16 protein-coding genes and 1 tRNA gene are annotated in these 15,108 nt (G+C 60.0%); 9 read left to right on the top strand and 8 right to left on the bottom strand.

Going from position 1 to position 15,108, the window contains the following annotated elements:
• Nucleotides 1-177 precede the first annotated feature (177 nt).
• Nucleotides 178-1,482 (top strand): Vps62-related protein, encoded by a 1,305-nt coding sequence (locus ABV589_RS16815; RefSeq protein ID WP_367082609.1) that lies wholly within the window; start codon nucleotides 178-180, stop codon nucleotides 1,480-1,482.
• On the opposite strand, the gene ABV589_RS16810 is transcribed toward ABV589_RS16815, so the two are convergent.
• From ABV589_RS16810 to ABV589_RS16780, 7 genes are all read right to left on the bottom strand, one after another.
• The gene (locus ABV589_RS16810; protein ID WP_346650711.1) at nucleotides 1,463-2,218 is read right to left on the bottom strand and encodes an ABC transporter substrate-binding protein; all 756 of its coding nucleotides are present in this window, start codon (nucleotides 2,216-2,218) and stop codon (nucleotides 1,463-1,465) included. The two genes, ABV589_RS16815 and ABV589_RS16810, sit on opposite strands and share 20 nt — an antisense overlap.
• Nucleotides 2,219-2,291: 73 nt before the next feature.
• Nucleotides 2,292-3,062: an imidazole glycerol phosphate synthase subunit HisF gene (gene hisF, locus ABV589_RS16805; protein WP_007909211.1), complete on the bottom strand. Its 771-nt coding sequence runs from the start codon at nucleotides 3,060-3,062 to the stop codon at nucleotides 2,292-2,294.
• Nucleotides 3,063-3,071: 9 nt separating this feature from the next.
• Nucleotides 3,072-3,809 carry a 1-(5-phosphoribosyl)-5-[(5-phosphoribosylamino)methylideneamino]imidazole-4-carboxamide isomerase gene (gene hisA, locus ABV589_RS16800; protein WP_329698980.1) on the bottom strand — a complete coding sequence of 246 codons (738 nt, stop codon included), beginning with the start codon at nucleotides 3,807-3,809 and terminating at the stop codon, nucleotides 3,072-3,074.
• 42 nt (nucleotides 3,810-3,851) lie between these two features.
• On the bottom strand, nucleotides 3,852-4,112 hold the full coding sequence (locus tag ABV589_RS16795) for a DUF2164 domain-containing protein (RefSeq protein WP_007952545.1): 261 nt from the start codon (nucleotides 4,110-4,112) through the stop codon (nucleotides 3,852-3,854).
• Nucleotides 4,113-4,751, bottom strand: coding sequence for an imidazole glycerol phosphate synthase subunit HisH (gene hisH, locus ABV589_RS16790; protein WP_367082608.1), 639 nt, complete (start codon nucleotides 4,749-4,751; stop codon nucleotides 4,113-4,115).
• On the bottom strand, nucleotides 4,751-5,344 hold the full coding sequence (gene hisB / locus ABV589_RS16785) for an imidazoleglycerol-phosphate dehydratase HisB (RefSeq protein ID WP_007909204.1): 594 nt from the start codon (nucleotides 5,342-5,344) through the stop codon (nucleotides 4,751-4,753). Before hisB ends, hisH begins: the two co-directional genes overlap by 1 nt.
• Nucleotides 5,345-5,618: 274 nt before the next feature.
• A complete protein-coding gene (locus tag ABV589_RS16780; RefSeq protein WP_007961711.1) occupies nucleotides 5,619-7,283 on the bottom strand; it encodes an OFA family MFS transporter in 1,665 nt (554 codons plus the stop codon).
• Nucleotides 7,284-7,506: 223 nt separating this feature from the next.
• Here ABV589_RS16780 and ABV589_RS16775 point away from each other — a divergent pair, with 223 nt between their 5' ends.
• The 6 genes from ABV589_RS16775 to ABV589_RS16750 all read left to right on the top strand — a co-directional run bounded on the left by ABV589_RS16775 (nucleotide 7,507) and on the right by ABV589_RS16750 (nucleotide 12,241).
• Nucleotides 7,507-7,911 carry an acetyl-CoA sensor PanZ family protein gene (locus tag ABV589_RS16775; protein ID WP_367082607.1) on the top strand — a complete coding sequence of 135 codons (405 nt, stop codon included), beginning with the start codon at nucleotides 7,507-7,509 and terminating at the stop codon, nucleotides 7,909-7,911.
• Between the two features lie 78 nt (nucleotides 7,912-7,989).
• Nucleotides 7,990-10,212 carry an AsmA family protein gene (locus tag ABV589_RS16770; RefSeq protein ID WP_367082606.1) on the top strand — a complete coding sequence of 741 codons (2,223 nt, stop codon included), beginning with the start codon at nucleotides 7,990-7,992 and terminating at the stop codon, nucleotides 10,210-10,212.
• Nucleotides 10,209-11,276: an A/G-specific adenine glycosylase gene (mutY, locus tag ABV589_RS16765; protein WP_367082605.1), complete on the top strand. Its 1,068-nt coding sequence runs from the start codon at nucleotides 10,209-10,211 to the stop codon at nucleotides 11,274-11,276. The genes ABV589_RS16770 and mutY overlap by 4 nt, the downstream gene beginning before the upstream one ends.
• A complete protein-coding gene (locus ABV589_RS16760) occupies nucleotides 11,273-11,545 on the top strand; it encodes an oxidative damage protection protein (protein ID WP_007961706.1) in 273 nt (90 codons plus the stop codon). The genes mutY and ABV589_RS16760 overlap by 4 nt, the downstream gene beginning before the upstream one ends.
• Nucleotides 11,546-11,648: 103 nt before the next feature.
• A tRNA-Phe gene (locus ABV589_RS16755) sits at nucleotides 11,649-11,724 on the top strand.
• Between the two features lie 166 nt (nucleotides 11,725-11,890).
• Complete coding sequence (locus ABV589_RS16750; RefSeq protein ID WP_007961703.1) at nucleotides 11,891-12,241, top strand: hypothetical protein; 351 nt, start codon at nucleotides 11,891-11,893, stop codon at nucleotides 12,239-12,241.
• 49 nt (nucleotides 12,242-12,290) lie between these two features.
• On the opposite strand, the gene ABV589_RS16745 is transcribed toward ABV589_RS16750, so the two are convergent.
• Nucleotides 12,291-12,740, bottom strand: a complete 450-nt coding sequence (locus tag ABV589_RS16745) for a carboxypeptidase regulatory-like domain-containing protein (protein WP_367082604.1) — start codon at nucleotides 12,738-12,740, stop codon at nucleotides 12,291-12,293.
• Nucleotides 12,741-12,998: 258 nt separating this feature from the next.
• On the opposite strand from ABV589_RS16745, the gene ABV589_RS16740 reads away from it, so the two are divergent.
• The gene (locus ABV589_RS16740; protein WP_367082602.1) at nucleotides 12,999-14,057 is read left to right on the top strand and encodes a PDDEXK nuclease domain-containing protein; all 1,059 of its coding nucleotides are present in this window, start codon (nucleotides 12,999-13,001) and stop codon (nucleotides 14,055-14,057) included.
• A gap of 67 nt (nucleotides 14,058-14,124) precedes the next feature.
• Nucleotides 14,125-15,099: an alpha/beta fold hydrolase gene (locus tag ABV589_RS16735; protein ID WP_367082600.1), complete on the top strand. Its 975-nt coding sequence runs from the start codon at nucleotides 14,125-14,127 to the stop codon at nucleotides 15,097-15,099.
• Nucleotides 15,100-15,108: the final 9 nt, after the last annotated feature.

The following is a 15,108-nucleotide window of genomic DNA, read 5'->3' as shown; positions in this document are numbered from 1 at the left end:
GCATTAATGGGCAAAACGGGAGCGCAAGGCAGCCGATGGCACGGAACGGTTTTTTCGGAAACAACTGGTCACGACGTCATACATAGTTACCGCCAGAGAGCGGAGACGAACACCGATAGTGAGGCCTGCAACGGGTCGCGACTCCCTTGAGTCGCCGTTCAACTATCAGGAGTGACCATGACCATTCATGACCAGGCCGCAGCGCCATCCAGGCAAATCGAGCCGATCCGACACGACAATCTGCTGATCCATTTCACCTCGGAATTTCACCGCATCTGGGACAGCACCGGCTCACGGGCTAAACCCGCGGCCTTCTGGCGCCCGACTCCGGCGCCAGATGTGTTGCCGGGCTATTTTCCGCTCGGCGACGTGTTCACCGCCGGACTACACAACATCAACGGCAGCACCGTCGTCGCCGTGGTTTGCGAAGCCGATTTCCCCAGTGCAGATTCAATGAATGGCCCGGCACTGTGCCGTCCGGAGGATTTCGAGCTGATCTGGAAAGATTCCGGCTCAGGCTCGAAGAAAGACGGTGCCGTATGGCGACCGCTTGCCCCGCAAGGTTATGTGGCCATGGGCGCGGTCTGTTCCAATGATCACGAAAAACCTTCACTCAACGCGGTTCGCTGTGTACGCGCCGATCTGGTGATCGCCTCGGACATCGGCGAACTGATCTGGAACGACAGGGGCAGCGGCGCCCGACAGAGCCTCAGTGCATGGAGTGTCACTCCACCCGGTGCAGCCCCGGGAGAGATTCACTTCGCACCAGGTACTTTTTTTGCGGCAAACACTTTCAACCGGCCCGAGAACAATGTCGGGGTCTATTCGCTACGGATGCAGATCACCCCCCTGATCAAATCATCGCCACAGTTGCCGGTGCTCAGCGCAGCGGATGCTCCGCAAAAAAACGGAGCAGCGACTATCGCTCAAGTGGTCGAGCTTCCATGGTTTGCCGTCAAGGATGACTTGTCACCACTCGAACAATTGCGCACCACGCCGTTTTATCGCCTGGAAAGAACCGACCAGTACTATCTGGTTGGGAGCGGACACAACACGGGCGATGGAAGCCGGGCGTTCAAATGGACGACGCAGCGGCTGCAGAATCCGAAAATGCTGCGACTATTCACTCAACTGACTACGGTGAATTTCGTCGGTCCCTGGACAAGGCATGCAGATATGCTTCCGACATTACCGTTCTCGGCGAGATTGGACAGTCAGTTCACCCACAGCGAGACTTCAATTAGCGGCTGGCAGGCGCCGTCTGTCACCCATGTAATTGCCATGGCAGGCAAAGGCAGGTTCGTGGCGGTTTATCAACTGGAGAGTTTTTACGAGTTGCTGAGGGCAGACGGTTCGCAAGTGGGGATCAATCTCGGCTACACCCACGACGAAAATCTGCATCTACTGCAATATCCACCGCACGAATGCCCCCACAATACAGCGGAACAGCCGGCACCGACGGCTACAGATAGCGCCCCATGATTTCATCGACAACCCCGTCCTTGCGCATCTGATCCAACGCCGCCTGCAGCCTGGCGACCGTTGCATCCGACACATCCTTGTTCAGCGCCAGGTACAACTCGGCGCTGTTGAAGCGCAGCACGGTCTTGAGGCCGGTGACCCCGTCCTGCCGCGCCAGATAACGCCCGGCAGGATCGCCCGTGGCCCACAGGTCGATCTGGCCGTTGACCAGTTTTTTCGCGTTGTCCTGATCGCGCAGCACGACCATAGGCTTCAAGCCTTGTTTGGTCAGCGTCTCGGCAATCGCATCGCCCTTGTAGGCACCGATCTTGTATTTGCGCGCATCGTTGAGGGTGTCGAGGGTGATCTTGCTGTCGGCCCTGGCCAACATGATCCAGTCGTCCGGACCGATCGGGCCGACCCATTTGAACAGGTTTTCGCGGTCCGGCAGGCGGGCCATCACGAAGGCGCCGTAGCCGGGGTTTTCCAGCGCCAGCTTGTAGACGCGCTCCCATGGGAAGCGCAGCGTCAGGCTATAGGTGAGCCCGGCACGCTTGAACATTTCACGCACGATGTCGGCGGCAATGCCGTTGATGTTCTCGCCCTTGGCGAAATTCTTGCCGTCTTTCGCCATGTTGTAGGGCGGAAAGTTTTCGGTGAGGAGCACCAGATCGGTGTCAGGACTGTTTTCGGCCCGCGCCGTGTTGATTAACAACACAGAGGCACTGGCGAGAACGAGAAGCAGGCGTTTGATCATGTCGGGCTACCGGAATCCATGGCGTGCCCAAGAGTGCCTTGGGTACGCCATGCTGTCCACTGGCCTGTACGGTTTAGCGCATCACGATGCCGCGTTTGGCCATATACGCTTTCGCTTCCTGCACAGTGTATTCGCCGAAGTGGAAAATACTCGCCGCCAGTACCGCGCTGGCGTGGCCTTCAAGGATGCCGTCGGCCAGATGCTGCAGGTTGCCGACGCCGCCGGAAGCGATCACCGGAATGCCCAGCGCATCGCTGATTGCGCGGGTCACACCGAGGTCGAAGCCGTTTTTCATGCCGTCCTGATCCATGCTGGTCAGCAGGATCTCGCCGGCACCGAGGCCTTCCATCTTCTTCGCCCACTCGACCGCGTCGAGGCCGGTCGGCTTGCGCCCGCCGTGGGTGAAGATTTCCCAGCGCGGGGTTTCACCCGGGCCGGAGACCTTCTTCGCGTCGATGGCGACGACGATGCACTGCGAGCCGAAATGCTGCGCCGCTTCGCCGACGAACTCCGGATTGAACACCGCTGCAGTGTTGATCGAGACCTTGTCCGCACCGGCATTGAGCAGGTTGCGGATGTCCTGCACGGTGCGCACGCCACCACCGACGGTCAGCGGGATGAACACCTGGCTGGCCATACGCTCGACGGTATGCAGCGTGGTGTCGCGGCCATCGACGCTCGCGGTGATGTCGAGAAAGGTAATCTCGTCGGCACCCTGCTCGTCATAACGACGGGCGATTTCCACCGGGTCACCGGCATCCCGGATGTTTTCGAACTTCACACCTTTGACGACCCGGCCGTTGTCCACGTCCAGGCAAGGGATGATGCGTTTGGCCAGCGCCATGGTCAGTCCTCAGCCTTGGTACGAATCGCAGAAAGCTTGCGCTTCAGCAACGTCGAGGGTGCCTTCGTAGATCGCCCGGCCGGTGATTGCGCCGATGATGCCCGGCGCCTTGGCGTCGAGCAGCGACTTGATGTCACCCAGATTGTGGATACCGCCGGAGGCGATCACCGGGATCTTCGTCGCTGCAGCCAGTGCAGCGGTGAACGGTACGTTGCAGCCCTGCATCATGCCGTCTTTGGCGATGTCGGTATAAACGATCGAGGACACGCCGTCGGCTTCAAACTGCTTGGCCAGGTCGATGACCTGCACGGTGCTGATTTCAGCCCAGCCATCGGTGGCAACGAAACCGTCCTTGGCATCCAGACCGACGATGATCTTGCCCGGGAACGCGCGGCAGGCTTCAGCGACGAACGCCGGATCTTTTACGGCTTTTGTGCCAATGATCACGTAGCTGACGCCCGCCTTGACGTAGTGCTCGATGGTTTCCAGCGAGCGGATACCGCCGCCGATCTGGATCGGCAGGGTCGGATAACGCTTCGCGATCGCGGTGACCACTTCACCGTTGACCGGCTGGCCTTCGAATGCGCCGTTCAGATCGACCAGATGCAGACGGCGGCAACCGCCCTCCACCCACTTGGCAGCCATGCTCACCGGGTCCTCGGAGAACACTGTGGAATCTTCCATGCGGCCCTGGCGCAGACGTACGCAGGCACCGTCTTTAAGATCGATAGCGGGAATAATCAGCATCTGGCAAACCTTCAAATTTGAATGTTCAGCTTGGCTCGGAAATCAGTTTTTCTCGAGCGCCCACAGGTCGCTTTCGATGCTTTCAAACCGCTCTTTGAGGTGGGTCTGCACATCGAAAATCGCCCTGTTGTAATAGTGCGGAGCAATTTCACGGGTAAACAGCTCAAGAATTTCCGCCGCTTCGAACGAACCCAGGTCGAGTTCGAAACGGTCTTCCATGAACCGCTGAATCTTGCGATTGGCCTCGCTCTCCTGTTCGGGAGTGAGGGTCAGGATCGGCGGTTTGGACTTCTTGGCGGCCATTTACCAGCGACCGTCCCACGCGGCGAAGTTCTGCAGCAATTGCAGGCCATGGGTATGGCTCTTCTCCGGGTGGAACTGCACGGCAAAACGCGAGCCTTCGGCCAGCGCTGCGGCGAAATCGACCCCGTAATGACCGCTGCCCACCACCTGCCGCGCGTTGGCGGCGGCGATGTAGTAGCTGTGCACGAAGTAGAAACGCGCCATGTCCGGAATGTCGTGCCACAGCGGGTGACTGACTTTCTGCTGCACTTCGTTCCAGCCCATGTGCGGGACTTTCAGGTGCTCGCCGTCTTCATGCAGGTCTTTGCCGAAGAACTTCACCGCGCCCGGGAACAGGCCGATGCAGTCAACGCCGTCGTTCTCTTCGCTGCTGTCGAGCAGGGCTTGCATGCCGACGCAGATGCCGAGAAACGGACGATCCTGGCTGACTTCACGTACCAGCGAATCGAAACCGAGGCGACGGATCTCTGCCATGCAATCGCGAATCGCGCCAACGCCCGGGAATACCACCCGGTCGGCTTCGCGGATCACGTCGGCATCGCTGGTGATCATCACCTTGCCGGCGCCGACGTGCTCCAGGGCCTTGGCCACCGAGTGCAGGTTGCCCATGCCGTAGTCGATAACTGCAACCGTCTGCATTACAGAACGCCTTTGGTCGATGGCATTTGCCCGGCCATGCGCTCATCCAGCTCGACGGCCATGCGCAGGGCGCGGCCGAAAGCCTTGAACACGGTTTCGATCTGGTGGTGGGTGTTGGTGCCACGCAGGTTGTCGATGTGCAGGCTGACCAAGGCGTGGTTGACGAAGCCCTGGAAGAATTCCTGGAACAGGTCGACGTCGAAGCCGCCCACGGTGGCACGGGTATACGGCACGTGCATCTGCAGGCCTGGACGGCCGGAGAAGTCGATCACCACGCGCGACAGCGCTTCATCGAGCGGCACGTAGGCGTGGCCGTAGCGACGGATGCCTTTCTTGTCGCCGATGGCTTTGGCGAAGGCCTGGCCGAGGGTGATACCGACGTCTTCCACAGTATGGTGGTCGTCGATATGCAGATCGCCCTTGCATTCAATATCCAGGTCGATCAACCCGTGACGGGCGATCTGATCCAGCATGTGCTCAAGAAAAGGAACACCGATATCGAATCGGGCCTTTCCGGTGCCATCAAGGTTGATCGAGGCTTTGATCTGGGTTTCCAGAGTGTCGCGCTCGACAGACGCCTTACGTTCGGCCATCACCAGCTCCGCAAAATCATTGGGCGAAAAAGGCAGCCATTATAGGCACGCGGGGCCGAAACAGAAACACGCGACGTGAGATGCCTGACGGACAGAAGCCCCGGCTGTCGCGGGTAGACATGTCCATACAAGCCATTACAGGCACCCCCGAAAACAAATGTGGGAGCGAGCTTGCTCGCGAATGCGGTAGTTCAGCCAACACTGATGTCGACTGACACTGCGCCTTCGCGAGCAAGCTCGCTCCCACAGGTTCGGTGTTTATCCAGCTAACACCTTAGTGAAACAGTACCGCCGTCTTCTGCAGGGTCACCCACACACCCCACGCCAACGGAATACCCACCGCCAGCCACGCGGCAATCGCCAGCGGCTTGCTGCCCGGTGCGGCTTTCCACTCCAGCACGGTGCTGGCATCAGCACCTTTATCGTGGCCCAGCGCCTGTTCGGCGGCCAGTTCAGCGTCGGTCATGAAGTACTTGTCGGCCACCGGACGCACCAGCAGGTTGCACAGGAATCCCAGCACCAGCAGGCCCGCGAGGATGTACAGGGTGATGTCGTAAGCGGCGGCGCGTTCAACGCCGATGCTCAGCTGATACTCACGCAGGTAGTTCACCAACACCGGACCGAGCACGCCGGCGGCGGCCCAGGCAGTCAGCAGGCGACCGTGGATCGCACCGACCATCTGCGTGCCGAACAGGTCAGCCAGATACGCCGGAACGGTCGCGAAACCACCACCGTACATCGACAGGATGATGCAGAACGCCGCCACGAACAGCGCAACATTGCCCAGATGGCCCATGTTCGGGATCAGCGCGTACAGGGCAAAACCGAGGGCGAAGAACACGAAGTAGGTGTTTTTGCGTCCCAGGTAGTCCGAGAACGAAGCCCAGAAGAAGCGGCCTCCGATGTTGAACAGGCTCAGCAGACCGGTGAAGCCGGCAGCGATCGCGGCGATCGAAGCCAGTTGCCCGGCGTCCAGTTGACCGAACGGCACGTCGACGCCCAGCAGCTTGCCGCCGAACACTTCCTGCAGCAGTGGCGAAGCCATGCCGAGGATGCCGATACCGGCCGATACGTTCAGGCACAGCACCAGCCACACCAGACGGAACTGCGGGGTTTTCCACGCCACATTCACGTGCACGTGACGGTGGGTGATCATCGCGTTCGACGCTTTCTTTGCCGGAGCGGTCCAGCCTTCAGGCTTCCAGCCGGTTGGCGGCACGCGGTAAGCCAGGGCGCCACCGATCATGAACACGAAGTAGATCGCCGCCATGGCCACGAAGCTCTGCCACACACCGACACCGGCAGGCGAAGCGAAGTGGCTCATCAGCGCAGTCGCCAACGGTGCACCGACCATCGCGCCGCCACCGAAGCCCATGATCGCCATGCCGGTCGCCATGCCGCGCTTGTCCGGGAACCACTTGATCAGGGTCGATACCGGCGAAATGTAGCCCAGGCCCAGACCGATACCGCCGATCACGCCGGAGCCGATCCACATCAGCCAGATCTGGTGGGTATAAATCCCCAGCGCCGAGATCAGCAGACCGCCGCACCAGCACAGTGCCGAAACCACACCAGCCTTGCGTGGCCCGGCGTGTTCCAGCCAGCCACCCCAGATCGCGGCCGAGCAGCCGAGGAAGATGAAGAACAGCGTGTAGATCCAGCCGAGCATGGAGATCGGCCAGTCGCATTGCGAAGAGAAGACCTGAGCGATGAAGCTCATGTCCGGTGCGCAAGCCACCGGAGCGGTGACGCCCAGCGCCTTGGACAGCGGCAACCAGAACACCGAGAAACCGTAGGCCATGCCGATGCACAGGTGGATGGCCAGAGCGGCCGGTGGAACCAGCCAGCGGTTGAAACCGGGCTTGGCGATGATGCGTTCCTTGGACAGGAACGCAGGCTGGTCGGCGCGAAGGCCGTCCGCCGTGATGCTCGTGCTCATTGTGTATCCCCCAATTATTAGTATGGTTCGCCAGCCACTGCTCACCCTCGGCCTTTATGCACGCAGGCATGACCGTTTTTTCGGGTGAAGCTCCTTGAAGGCGCGACGTTAAGTCGCAGAAGGACGGACGAACCGGCGAAGGTTACCATTTGCACGTGACAGAAAAACCAAACTGATATCACCTTTTTCATGTCATCTGATCTCGTCCCCACAGGAAAAAGCCATGCCGATCGCTGTCCAAGCGCTGAACGATGCCAGTTACCAGGATCAACAGGACCTGCAAAAAATCTATCGTGACGCTCCGCAATGGCTATTCGCACCGTTTTCCGGGGACGCTCAACTGATCGAAAACAGCCTGGCTGACGGCTCTTTGATTGCAGGACGTTTCAACGATCGCCTGCTCGGTGCAGCACGCCTGACAAGGCACGACAGGGTTTGGTACTTGTCACATTTGTGTGTACGAAAAGTCACCCGGCGCCGTGGGGTAGCCGAGCGGCTGGTGAACCAAGCACAGAAAATGGCGTCGCAAGCGGGAGCCCAACTGCGCCTGCTGGCACCGGCCGGACACCTTGAAGCTCAGGCGCTGGCTACCAAATTGCAATTGCCGCTGGACGTCATCGCGACATGACAGCGCCCCGAACCGGGCGGATGCAGCGCTATACTCCCCGGCTAAATTACGAATTCGACTAACTACAAGGACTCGCCCATGAAAGCGTTCGGCAAAATCCTGGGTCTGGTACTTCTCGGGCTGTTGCTGATCATTGTGGCGGCGGGCTTCGCCCTGACCCACCTGTTTGATCCCAACGACTACAAAGACGAGATTCGCCAGATAGCTCGCGACAAGGCCCACATCGAGCTGACGCTCAATGGCGATATCGGCTGGAGCCTGTTCCCGTGGCTCGGCCTGGAACTGCATGAGGCCAGCATCGCCACCCTGATCAACCCGACCGAACCGTATGCCGACCTGCAGATGCTCGGCCTGTCCGTGCGCGTGCTGCCGCTGTTGCGCCGCGAAGTGCAGATGAGCGATGTGCGCGTCGAAGGCCTGAACCTGCGCCTCAAACGCGACAAGAACGGCCACGGCAACTGGGAAGACATCGGCAAGCTGCCACCTCCCGCCACGCCTGCCGGCAGCCCGACGCCTGCCAGCCCGCCTGTTGCAGAGGTCGCCCAGCCGGAAAAACCGCCGCAGCCGATCCGCCTCGACATCGACAGCCTGACCGTCAATAACGCCCGCGTTGAATACAACGACGAGCAGACCGGCAAGCAATACAGTGCCGAAAGCATCCAGCTGAGCACCGGCGCGGTACACGACTCGATCAACATTCCGCTGAAAGCCACGGCGTTCCTCAGCACCAATCAGCCTGTGTTGCGCGTGCGTACCGAACTCAACGGCGAGCTGCGCATCGAGCGCGCCCTGCAGCGCTACAAATTCGAAGACATGAAACTGTCCGGCGAACTGACCGGCGATCCGCTGCAGGGCAAAGCCATGACTTTCTCCGCCCAAGGGCAGATCTCCCTGGACAAGGCAGCGAATGTCGCCGAATGGACCGGGATCAAGATCTCCGCCAACCAGTTGCGCGCGCTCGGTGAGCTGAAGGTCAACGACCTCGACAAGACCCCGCAGATCACTGGCGGTCTCTCGATCGCCCAGTTCGATCTGGCGAAATTTGTCGACAGCATCGGCCAGACGCTACCAGCCATGGCGCCCGGCAGCCTGAGCAAAGTCGAACTGGTCAGCCGCGTGGCCGCCACGCCAACCAGCGTGGCCTTCGACAACATCAACCTGAAACTCGACGACAGCAGCTTCAGCGGACGCATTGCCGTGGAAGATTTCGCCAAGCAGTCGCTGCGCGCGATCCTCAAGGCTGACACCTTTGACGTCGACCGCTATCTGCCGCCGAAATCGGAAAAAGCCAAAAACGCCACGCAAGTGCGTCAGGCCGAAGTCGCCAGCACCGAAGCCGATGCCATGGCCGGCGCCGGCAGCACTCCGCTGCCGGACAAGCCAAGCAAAAGCGCCTGGAGCACCGAGCGTCTGCTGCCGGTCGAGCGTCTGGCCAAACTCGACATCGATGCCGACCTGACCTTCGGCCAGCTGACCCTGGACAAACTGCCGATTCAGAACGCCGCACTCAAGGCCACCGGCCAGGGCGGCCTGCTGACCCTGGAGAACCTGCGCGGAGGCCTGTACAACGGCGACTTCGAAGCCAAGGGCACCCTCGACGTGCGCCCGAGTGCGCCGGTGCTGAACCTGCAAACCAGGATCAACCGTGTACCGGCCGAGAAAATCCTCGAAAGCCAAGGCAAGAATCCGCCGGTCAAAGGCTTGGTCACGCTGACCAGCAGCCTCACTGGCAGCGGCAACAGCCAGCAGGCGCTGATCGACACCCTCAACGGCAACGCCAGTTTCGTGATCAACAACGGCGTGCTGCTCAACGCCAACCTTGAACAGCAACTGTGCAAAGGCATCGCCACCCTCAACCGCAAAACCCTCAGCGGCGAGCCACGGGGCAAGGACACGCCGTTCCAGGAACTCAAGGGCAACCTGAGCTTTCGCAACGGTATCGCCAGCAACCCGGACCTGAAAGTGCGCATTCCCGGCATGACCGTCAACGGCGACGGTGACATCGACCTGCGCGTGCTGGGCATGGATTACCGCGTCGGCATCATCGTCGAAGGCGACACCAGCGCCATGCCGGATCCGGCCTGTCAGGTCGGCGAGAAATTCGTCGGCATCGAGTGGCCGCTGCGCTGCCGCGGCCCGCTGGAGCTGGGCGCCAAGGCCTGCCGTGTGGACAACGAACGTCTCGGCCAGGTCGCGACCAAAATCGCAGGTGACAAACTCAGCGAGAAGATCGATGAAAAACTCGGCGACAAGGTCAGCCCGGAATTGAAAAACGCATTGAAGGGGCTGTTCAAGCGATGAGAGCGGAGCAGTTTTCCACGGCGGTGCTGGAATGGTTCGACCGCCACGGCCGCCACGATTTGCCTTGGCAGCAGGACATCAATCCGTATCGGGTGTGGGTGTCGGAGATCATGTTGCAGCAGACCCAGGTCAGCACCGTGCTCAATTACTTCGACCGCTTCATGGCCGCGCTGCCAACGGTGCAAGCGCTGGCCGAAGCGCCGGAGGACGAAGTGCTGCACCTGTGGACCGGGCTGGGTTACTACACCCGCGCGCGCAATTTGCAGAAGACCGCGAAGATCGTCGTCAGCCAGTACGGCGGCGAGTTTCCCCGTGACGTCGAAAAGCTGACGGATCTGCCGGGGATCGGCCTGTCCACCGCCGGCGCCATCGCCAGCATCAGCATGGGCCTGCGCGCGCCGATCCTCGACGGCAACGTCAAACGCGTTCTGGCGCGTTTTACCGCGCAAGAGGGCTACCCGGGTGAACCGAAGGTCGCCAAGCAGCTGTGGGCCAATGCCGAGCGTTTCACGCCGCACGATCGGGTCAACGCCTACACCCAGGCGATGATGGATCTCGGCGCCACGTTGTGCACCCGCAGCAAACCCAGCTGCCTGCTGTGTCCGCTGGAAAAGGGTTGCGAGGCGCACATGCTCGGGCTGGAGACACGCTACCCGATCCCCAAACCGCGCAAGGCCATCCCGCAGAAACGCACGCTGATGCCGATGCTCGCCAACGAAGAAGGCGCGATTCTGCTTTATCGTCGGCCCTCCAGCGGCCTGTGGGGCGGTTTGTGGAGCCTGCCGGAACTCGACGACCTCGACGACCTGCAACATCTGGCCGATCAGCATTCGCTGACCATGGGCGAGCAGCAGGCGCTGCCAAGCCTCGTCCACACGTTCAGCCATTTCCAGTTGTCCATCGAACCCTGGCTGGTTCAGGTACAGGAGGCCAGCCATCACGTGGCCGAGGCCGACTGGCTCTGGTATAACCTCGCCACCCCGCCGCGCCTGGGCCTTGCCGCCCCGGTCAAAACCTTGCTCGAACGCGCGGCCGCCGTATTGAACGCAGGAGAGTTGTCATGACCCGCACCATCATGTGCCGCAAGTACAAAGAAGAACTGCCCGCGCTGGACCGCGCTCCTTTCCCGGGCGCCAAAGGTCAGGATATTTTTGACCACGTCTCGGCCAAGGCCTGGGCCGACTGGCAGAAGCACCAGACCCTGCTGATCAACGAAAAACGTCTGAACATGATGAATGCCGAAGACCGCAAATATCTTCAGGGCGAAATGGACAAGTACTTCTCCGGCGAGGATTATGCCAAAGCTGAAGGCTACGTTCCGCCTGCGGAGTAAACCCGCAAAATCGGGGGGCGAATCGTAAGCGACGGAATTAATTTAAGAAATTTTAAAAAAGTCGTTGACGTAAATCCGAAAAACCCTTTTAATGCGCCCCGTTGCCCAGATAGCTCAGTCGGTAGAGCAGGGGATTGAAAATCCCCGTGTCGGCGGTTCGATTCCGTCTCTGGGCACCAAATACCGAAAACCCTGAATCGCAAGATTCAGGGTTTTTTTATGCCTGCGATTTGATGACGGCTCATTCCAGCCTTTTTCCTGGGCTGCGCAAATGCGCGACGGGTTTCGAACAAAGGCGATCCGCGCTACTTTGGCCGCACCTTATGGAAGAGGGTCATCCGCTCGATGAACCAGAAAAGAACCCGCGTGCCCCTGCCCCATCCGCCACCCTATCGCCAGAGCCGGATTGCATTCTGGCTGACGGTGCTGGTCGGCGTACTGATCGCCTTCCTTATCGCCGCGTCGACTTATCTGATCGTCCACAGCCTGATCAGCGGCTCCATTACCACCTGGAACCGCTCCGGCCCCCGGCATACCTACACCCTGGCGCAGCAACCCCGAATGTTCTGGTTCGAGATCGTGTCGCAGTGCGTTGGCACCCTGTTCCTGATAGCCGTCGGCTGGATTGGATTGTGGATTCACCGAATGGCGCGCGAGCCCGGCGACAAGCAGAAGGCCAAGCGTACGCGGGGGTAAAGGAAGGCGCGGGATTGTACCCGCGCCTCGATTCTTCAATACACCCGCGTTATCCAGCGTCATTCCAGTGGAACACCAGATTGCGCGCAGTGCCGCTGCCAACGTCTGTCACGTCACGCCTTGTTTCGCCATTGCGTGTGGCGAGCACAGTGTATTTACCGGGTGGCAATTGCACGTACACCAGCGGCCCCGTTTGAGTGAGGGTCAGCACGGTTTGCCCCGGTGCCTTTTGAATCGTCACATCGACATCAGCGGTGTACTGGTCTTGCGCGCCCACCGCGAACGTCATGTGCAGGTTGTAACCGGGGGTTTGCTGAATGGCTTTTGACTCGTCCAGGCCAATCCCGCCGGACAGGTAGTTGATGCCGTTTTGCTGTTGTTGCTGGACTTGCACGCCGGCACTGTCGACCGGTTCCAGGTTGGCGGCCTGGGACATGCCAGGCAACAGCAGCCAACCGACAGCAGCGAGCGGCAGCATGAATGAACGAATGTTTTTCATGATGGCGACTCCCGGGTTCTGAAGAACCCAATCGTTACCCTTTTTTAGATTTGGCACCGCAAGGCTTGTTTTAGATTGATTGGTACTTGGCGCATGTACGAAATGGACTACAGACCATTGCTATCAATACGCCTTTTGCCGGCAACGTCCTGCACGACCCATCCCCCCTTCCGGCTGACTTCACAGGCTCGCCCGACATCGCCGAGCGGTGAATCCCGGCATGCTTTTGCGTCTGTTTCCAATGATGCGGAAGACCCGATGAACCCGTTAAAAACTGATGATGCGCAAGACCCGAAAATCGATTCATTGCTGGGAGAGTTGGGCGAACTGATCCGCCAGGCGCGGCAAAAAGTGCTCCGTGCGGTGGATACGATCCAGGTGCAGACCTGCTGGCAGATCGGCCAGCATATTGTCGAGTTTGAACAGCAAGGGGCGCAGCGGGCGGGGTATGGCAAGCGGTTGCTGGCCTTGTTGGCGAAGGATCTGACGGCGCAGTTCGGGAAGGGGTTTGATGAAACCAATCTTCGCAAGATGCGCCTGTTTTATCAGTTATTCCCAATTCGAGACGCACTGCGTCTCGAATTGAGCTGGACTCACTATCGCAGGCTGTTACGGGTCGAAAACGCAAAAGCACGTCAATGGTACGTGGAAGAATCCGCCAACCTGAACTGGTCCAGCCGCGCGCTTGATCGCCAGATCAATACGCTCTACTACGAGCGGCTCCTGATGAGTCGAGACAAGGCCGATGTGGTTGAAGAAGCCTCGATCAACATTGAGGCGATGAAAAACAATCCACGCGAATTCATTCGCGACCCCGTCCTGCTTGAGTTTCTCGGGCTGCCTGCGCCCTGCAAGATCAGAGAGGATGCTCTTGAACAGGCTCTCATCGAACACTTGCAAGGCTTCCTTCTTGAACTCGGCAAGGGATTTTCCTTTGTCGCTCGCCAGCAACGCCTCAGTACTCATGATGTAGATCTGTACATCGACCTGGTGTTCTACAACTATTTGCTCAAATGCTTCGTGATCATTGAGCTCAAGAGCGGAAGGCTCAGCGCTCGCGACGTAGGACAAATGGACATGTACGTGCGCATGTACGACGAACTCAAGCGCAGCGAAGGCGACAAGCCGACAGTCGGGATCATTCTGTGTGCAGAGAGCAACGACTCGGTCGCGCGTTACTCGATGCTCAAGGGCAATGAGCAACTGTTCGCCAGCAGTTACAAAACTATACTGCCGAGTGAGGAAGAACTGCGCGCCGAACTCAATCGGGAACAGGCCCTGATCGAAGCGCGCCTGCTCCTGCAATCCGCTGAATAGAAACGGCGGATTGTTCCCGTGTGGCGCGAAGGCTATTGTTGACAGCTCCGCGAAAGGGTCGAAAGCGATGAGCTGTCAGGATGCCCCAGCAATGCAAGACATGCAGTCACCGTCACCGGCGTTGACAGGCAAACAAGGTGAGGCCTTCAAGGAAGTCGCCGCCGATGGCTTTGTGCTCGGCGGTTTCACCTGGCAGCACACCCTGCCTGACCCGCAACGCCCGGTGGTCATCATCAACGCTGCCACCTCGGTACGCTGCCGACACTACACGCGCTTCGCCGATTATCTGTTCGCCAACGGCTTTGACGTGATCACCTACGACTACCGCGGCATCGGCGAATCGCGCCCGGCAACCCTGAAAGATCTTGAAGCCTCATGGACCGACTGGGGCGCGCTGGATTTCGAGGTGATGCTCAAACGCGCGCAACGGGAGTTTCCCGGCCAGCCCATCGATGTGGTCGGCCATAGCTTCGGCGGTTGCGCGGCGGGACTTGGCGAGTCCGGGCAGGTCATTCGTCGGCTGGTGACGGTCGGCGCGCAGTTCGCTTACTGGCGCGACTACGCACCAGCACAGCGCTGGCGCATGTTCGGCAAATGGCACCTGTTGATGCCGCTGCTGACGCGGCTCTGTGGCTACTTCCCGGGCAAGCGCCTCGGCTGGCTGGAGGACACGCCAGCGGGCGTCGTACGCGACTGGAGCACGCCTGCCGCGCGCTACGAGCAGCGTCCGAGCGGTCGCCGACTGCTGAAGGCAAGCGGTCGCCTGCCCTTCGCCAACGTCCGCGCACACACCCTGGCGATCAGTATCAGCGACGACCCGTACGGCACGATCCCGGCCATCGAACGCCTGCTCGGCTACTTCAGTCATGCGCACAAAACCCACTTGCGCATCGAGCCGCAGGACATCGGCGAACAACAAGTCGGACATTTCGCCTTTTTTCGTAGCGCATACCAAGCCACACTATGGCCCATTGCTCTGACCTGGCTGCAAACCGGCGAGTTGGCCCCCGACACACCTGGGCGGCCAGTGCCACGCAGCTGAGCCCTTTCA

It is taken from the genome of Pseudomonas sp. HOU2, assembly GCF_040729435.1.
Taxonomy (GTDB): Bacteria; Pseudomonadota; Gammaproteobacteria; order Pseudomonadales; family Pseudomonadaceae; genus Aquipseudomonas.
The sequence above is the reverse complement of the archived record's forward strand: the minus strand, read 5'-3'. Positions and strand labels throughout refer to the sequence as shown.

What these genes read in the sequence shown, in the direction of transcription:
- ABV589_RS16815 (WP_367082609.1), top strand. Translation starts at nt 178, where the DNA reads ATGACCATTCATGACCAGGCCGCAGCGCCATCCAGGCAAATCGAGCCG.
- ABV589_RS16810 (WP_346650711.1), bottom strand. Translation starts at nt 2,218, where the DNA reads ATGATCAAACGCCTGCTTCTCGTTCTCGCCAGTGCCTCTGTGTTGTTA.
- hisF (WP_007909211.1), bottom strand. Translation starts at nt 3,062, where the DNA reads ATGGCGCTGGCCAAACGCATCATCCCTTGCCTGGACGTGGACAACGGC.
- hisA (WP_329698980.1), bottom strand. Translation starts at nt 3,809, where the DNA reads ATGCTGATTATTCCCGCTATCGATCTTAAAGACGGTGCCTGCGTACGT.
- ABV589_RS16795 (WP_007952545.1), bottom strand. Translation starts at nt 4,112, where the DNA reads ATGGCCGCCAAGAAGTCCAAACCGCCGATCCTGACCCTCACTCCCGAA.
- hisH (WP_367082608.1), bottom strand. Translation starts at nt 4,751, where the DNA reads ATGCAGACGGTTGCAGTTATCGACTACGGCATGGGCAACCTGCACTCG.
- hisB (WP_007909204.1), bottom strand. Translation starts at nt 5,344, where the DNA reads ATGGCCGAACGTAAGGCGTCTGTCGAGCGCGACACTCTGGAAACCCAG.
- ABV589_RS16780 (WP_007961711.1), bottom strand. Translation starts at nt 7,283, where the DNA reads ATGAGCACGAGCATCACGGCGGACGGCCTTCGCGCCGACCAGCCTGCG.
- ABV589_RS16775 (WP_367082607.1), top strand. Translation starts at nt 7,507, where the DNA reads ATGCCGATCGCTGTCCAAGCGCTGAACGATGCCAGTTACCAGGATCAA.
- ABV589_RS16770 (WP_367082606.1), top strand. Translation starts at nt 7,990, where the DNA reads ATGAAAGCGTTCGGCAAAATCCTGGGTCTGGTACTTCTCGGGCTGTTG.
- mutY (WP_367082605.1), top strand. Translation starts at nt 10,209, where the DNA reads ATGAGAGCGGAGCAGTTTTCCACGGCGGTGCTGGAATGGTTCGACCGC.
- ABV589_RS16760 (WP_007961706.1), top strand. Translation starts at nt 11,273, where the DNA reads ATGACCCGCACCATCATGTGCCGCAAGTACAAAGAAGAACTGCCCGCG.
- ABV589_RS16750 (WP_007961703.1), top strand. Translation starts at nt 11,891, where the DNA reads ATGAACCAGAAAAGAACCCGCGTGCCCCTGCCCCATCCGCCACCCTAT.
- ABV589_RS16745 (WP_367082604.1), bottom strand. Translation starts at nt 12,740, where the DNA reads ATGAAAAACATTCGTTCATTCATGCTGCCGCTCGCTGCTGTCGGTTGG.
- ABV589_RS16740 (WP_367082602.1), top strand. Translation starts at nt 12,999, where the DNA reads ATGAACCCGTTAAAAACTGATGATGCGCAAGACCCGAAAATCGATTCA.
- ABV589_RS16735 (WP_367082600.1), top strand. Translation starts at nt 14,125, where the DNA reads ATGAGCTGTCAGGATGCCCCAGCAATGCAAGACATGCAGTCACCGTCA.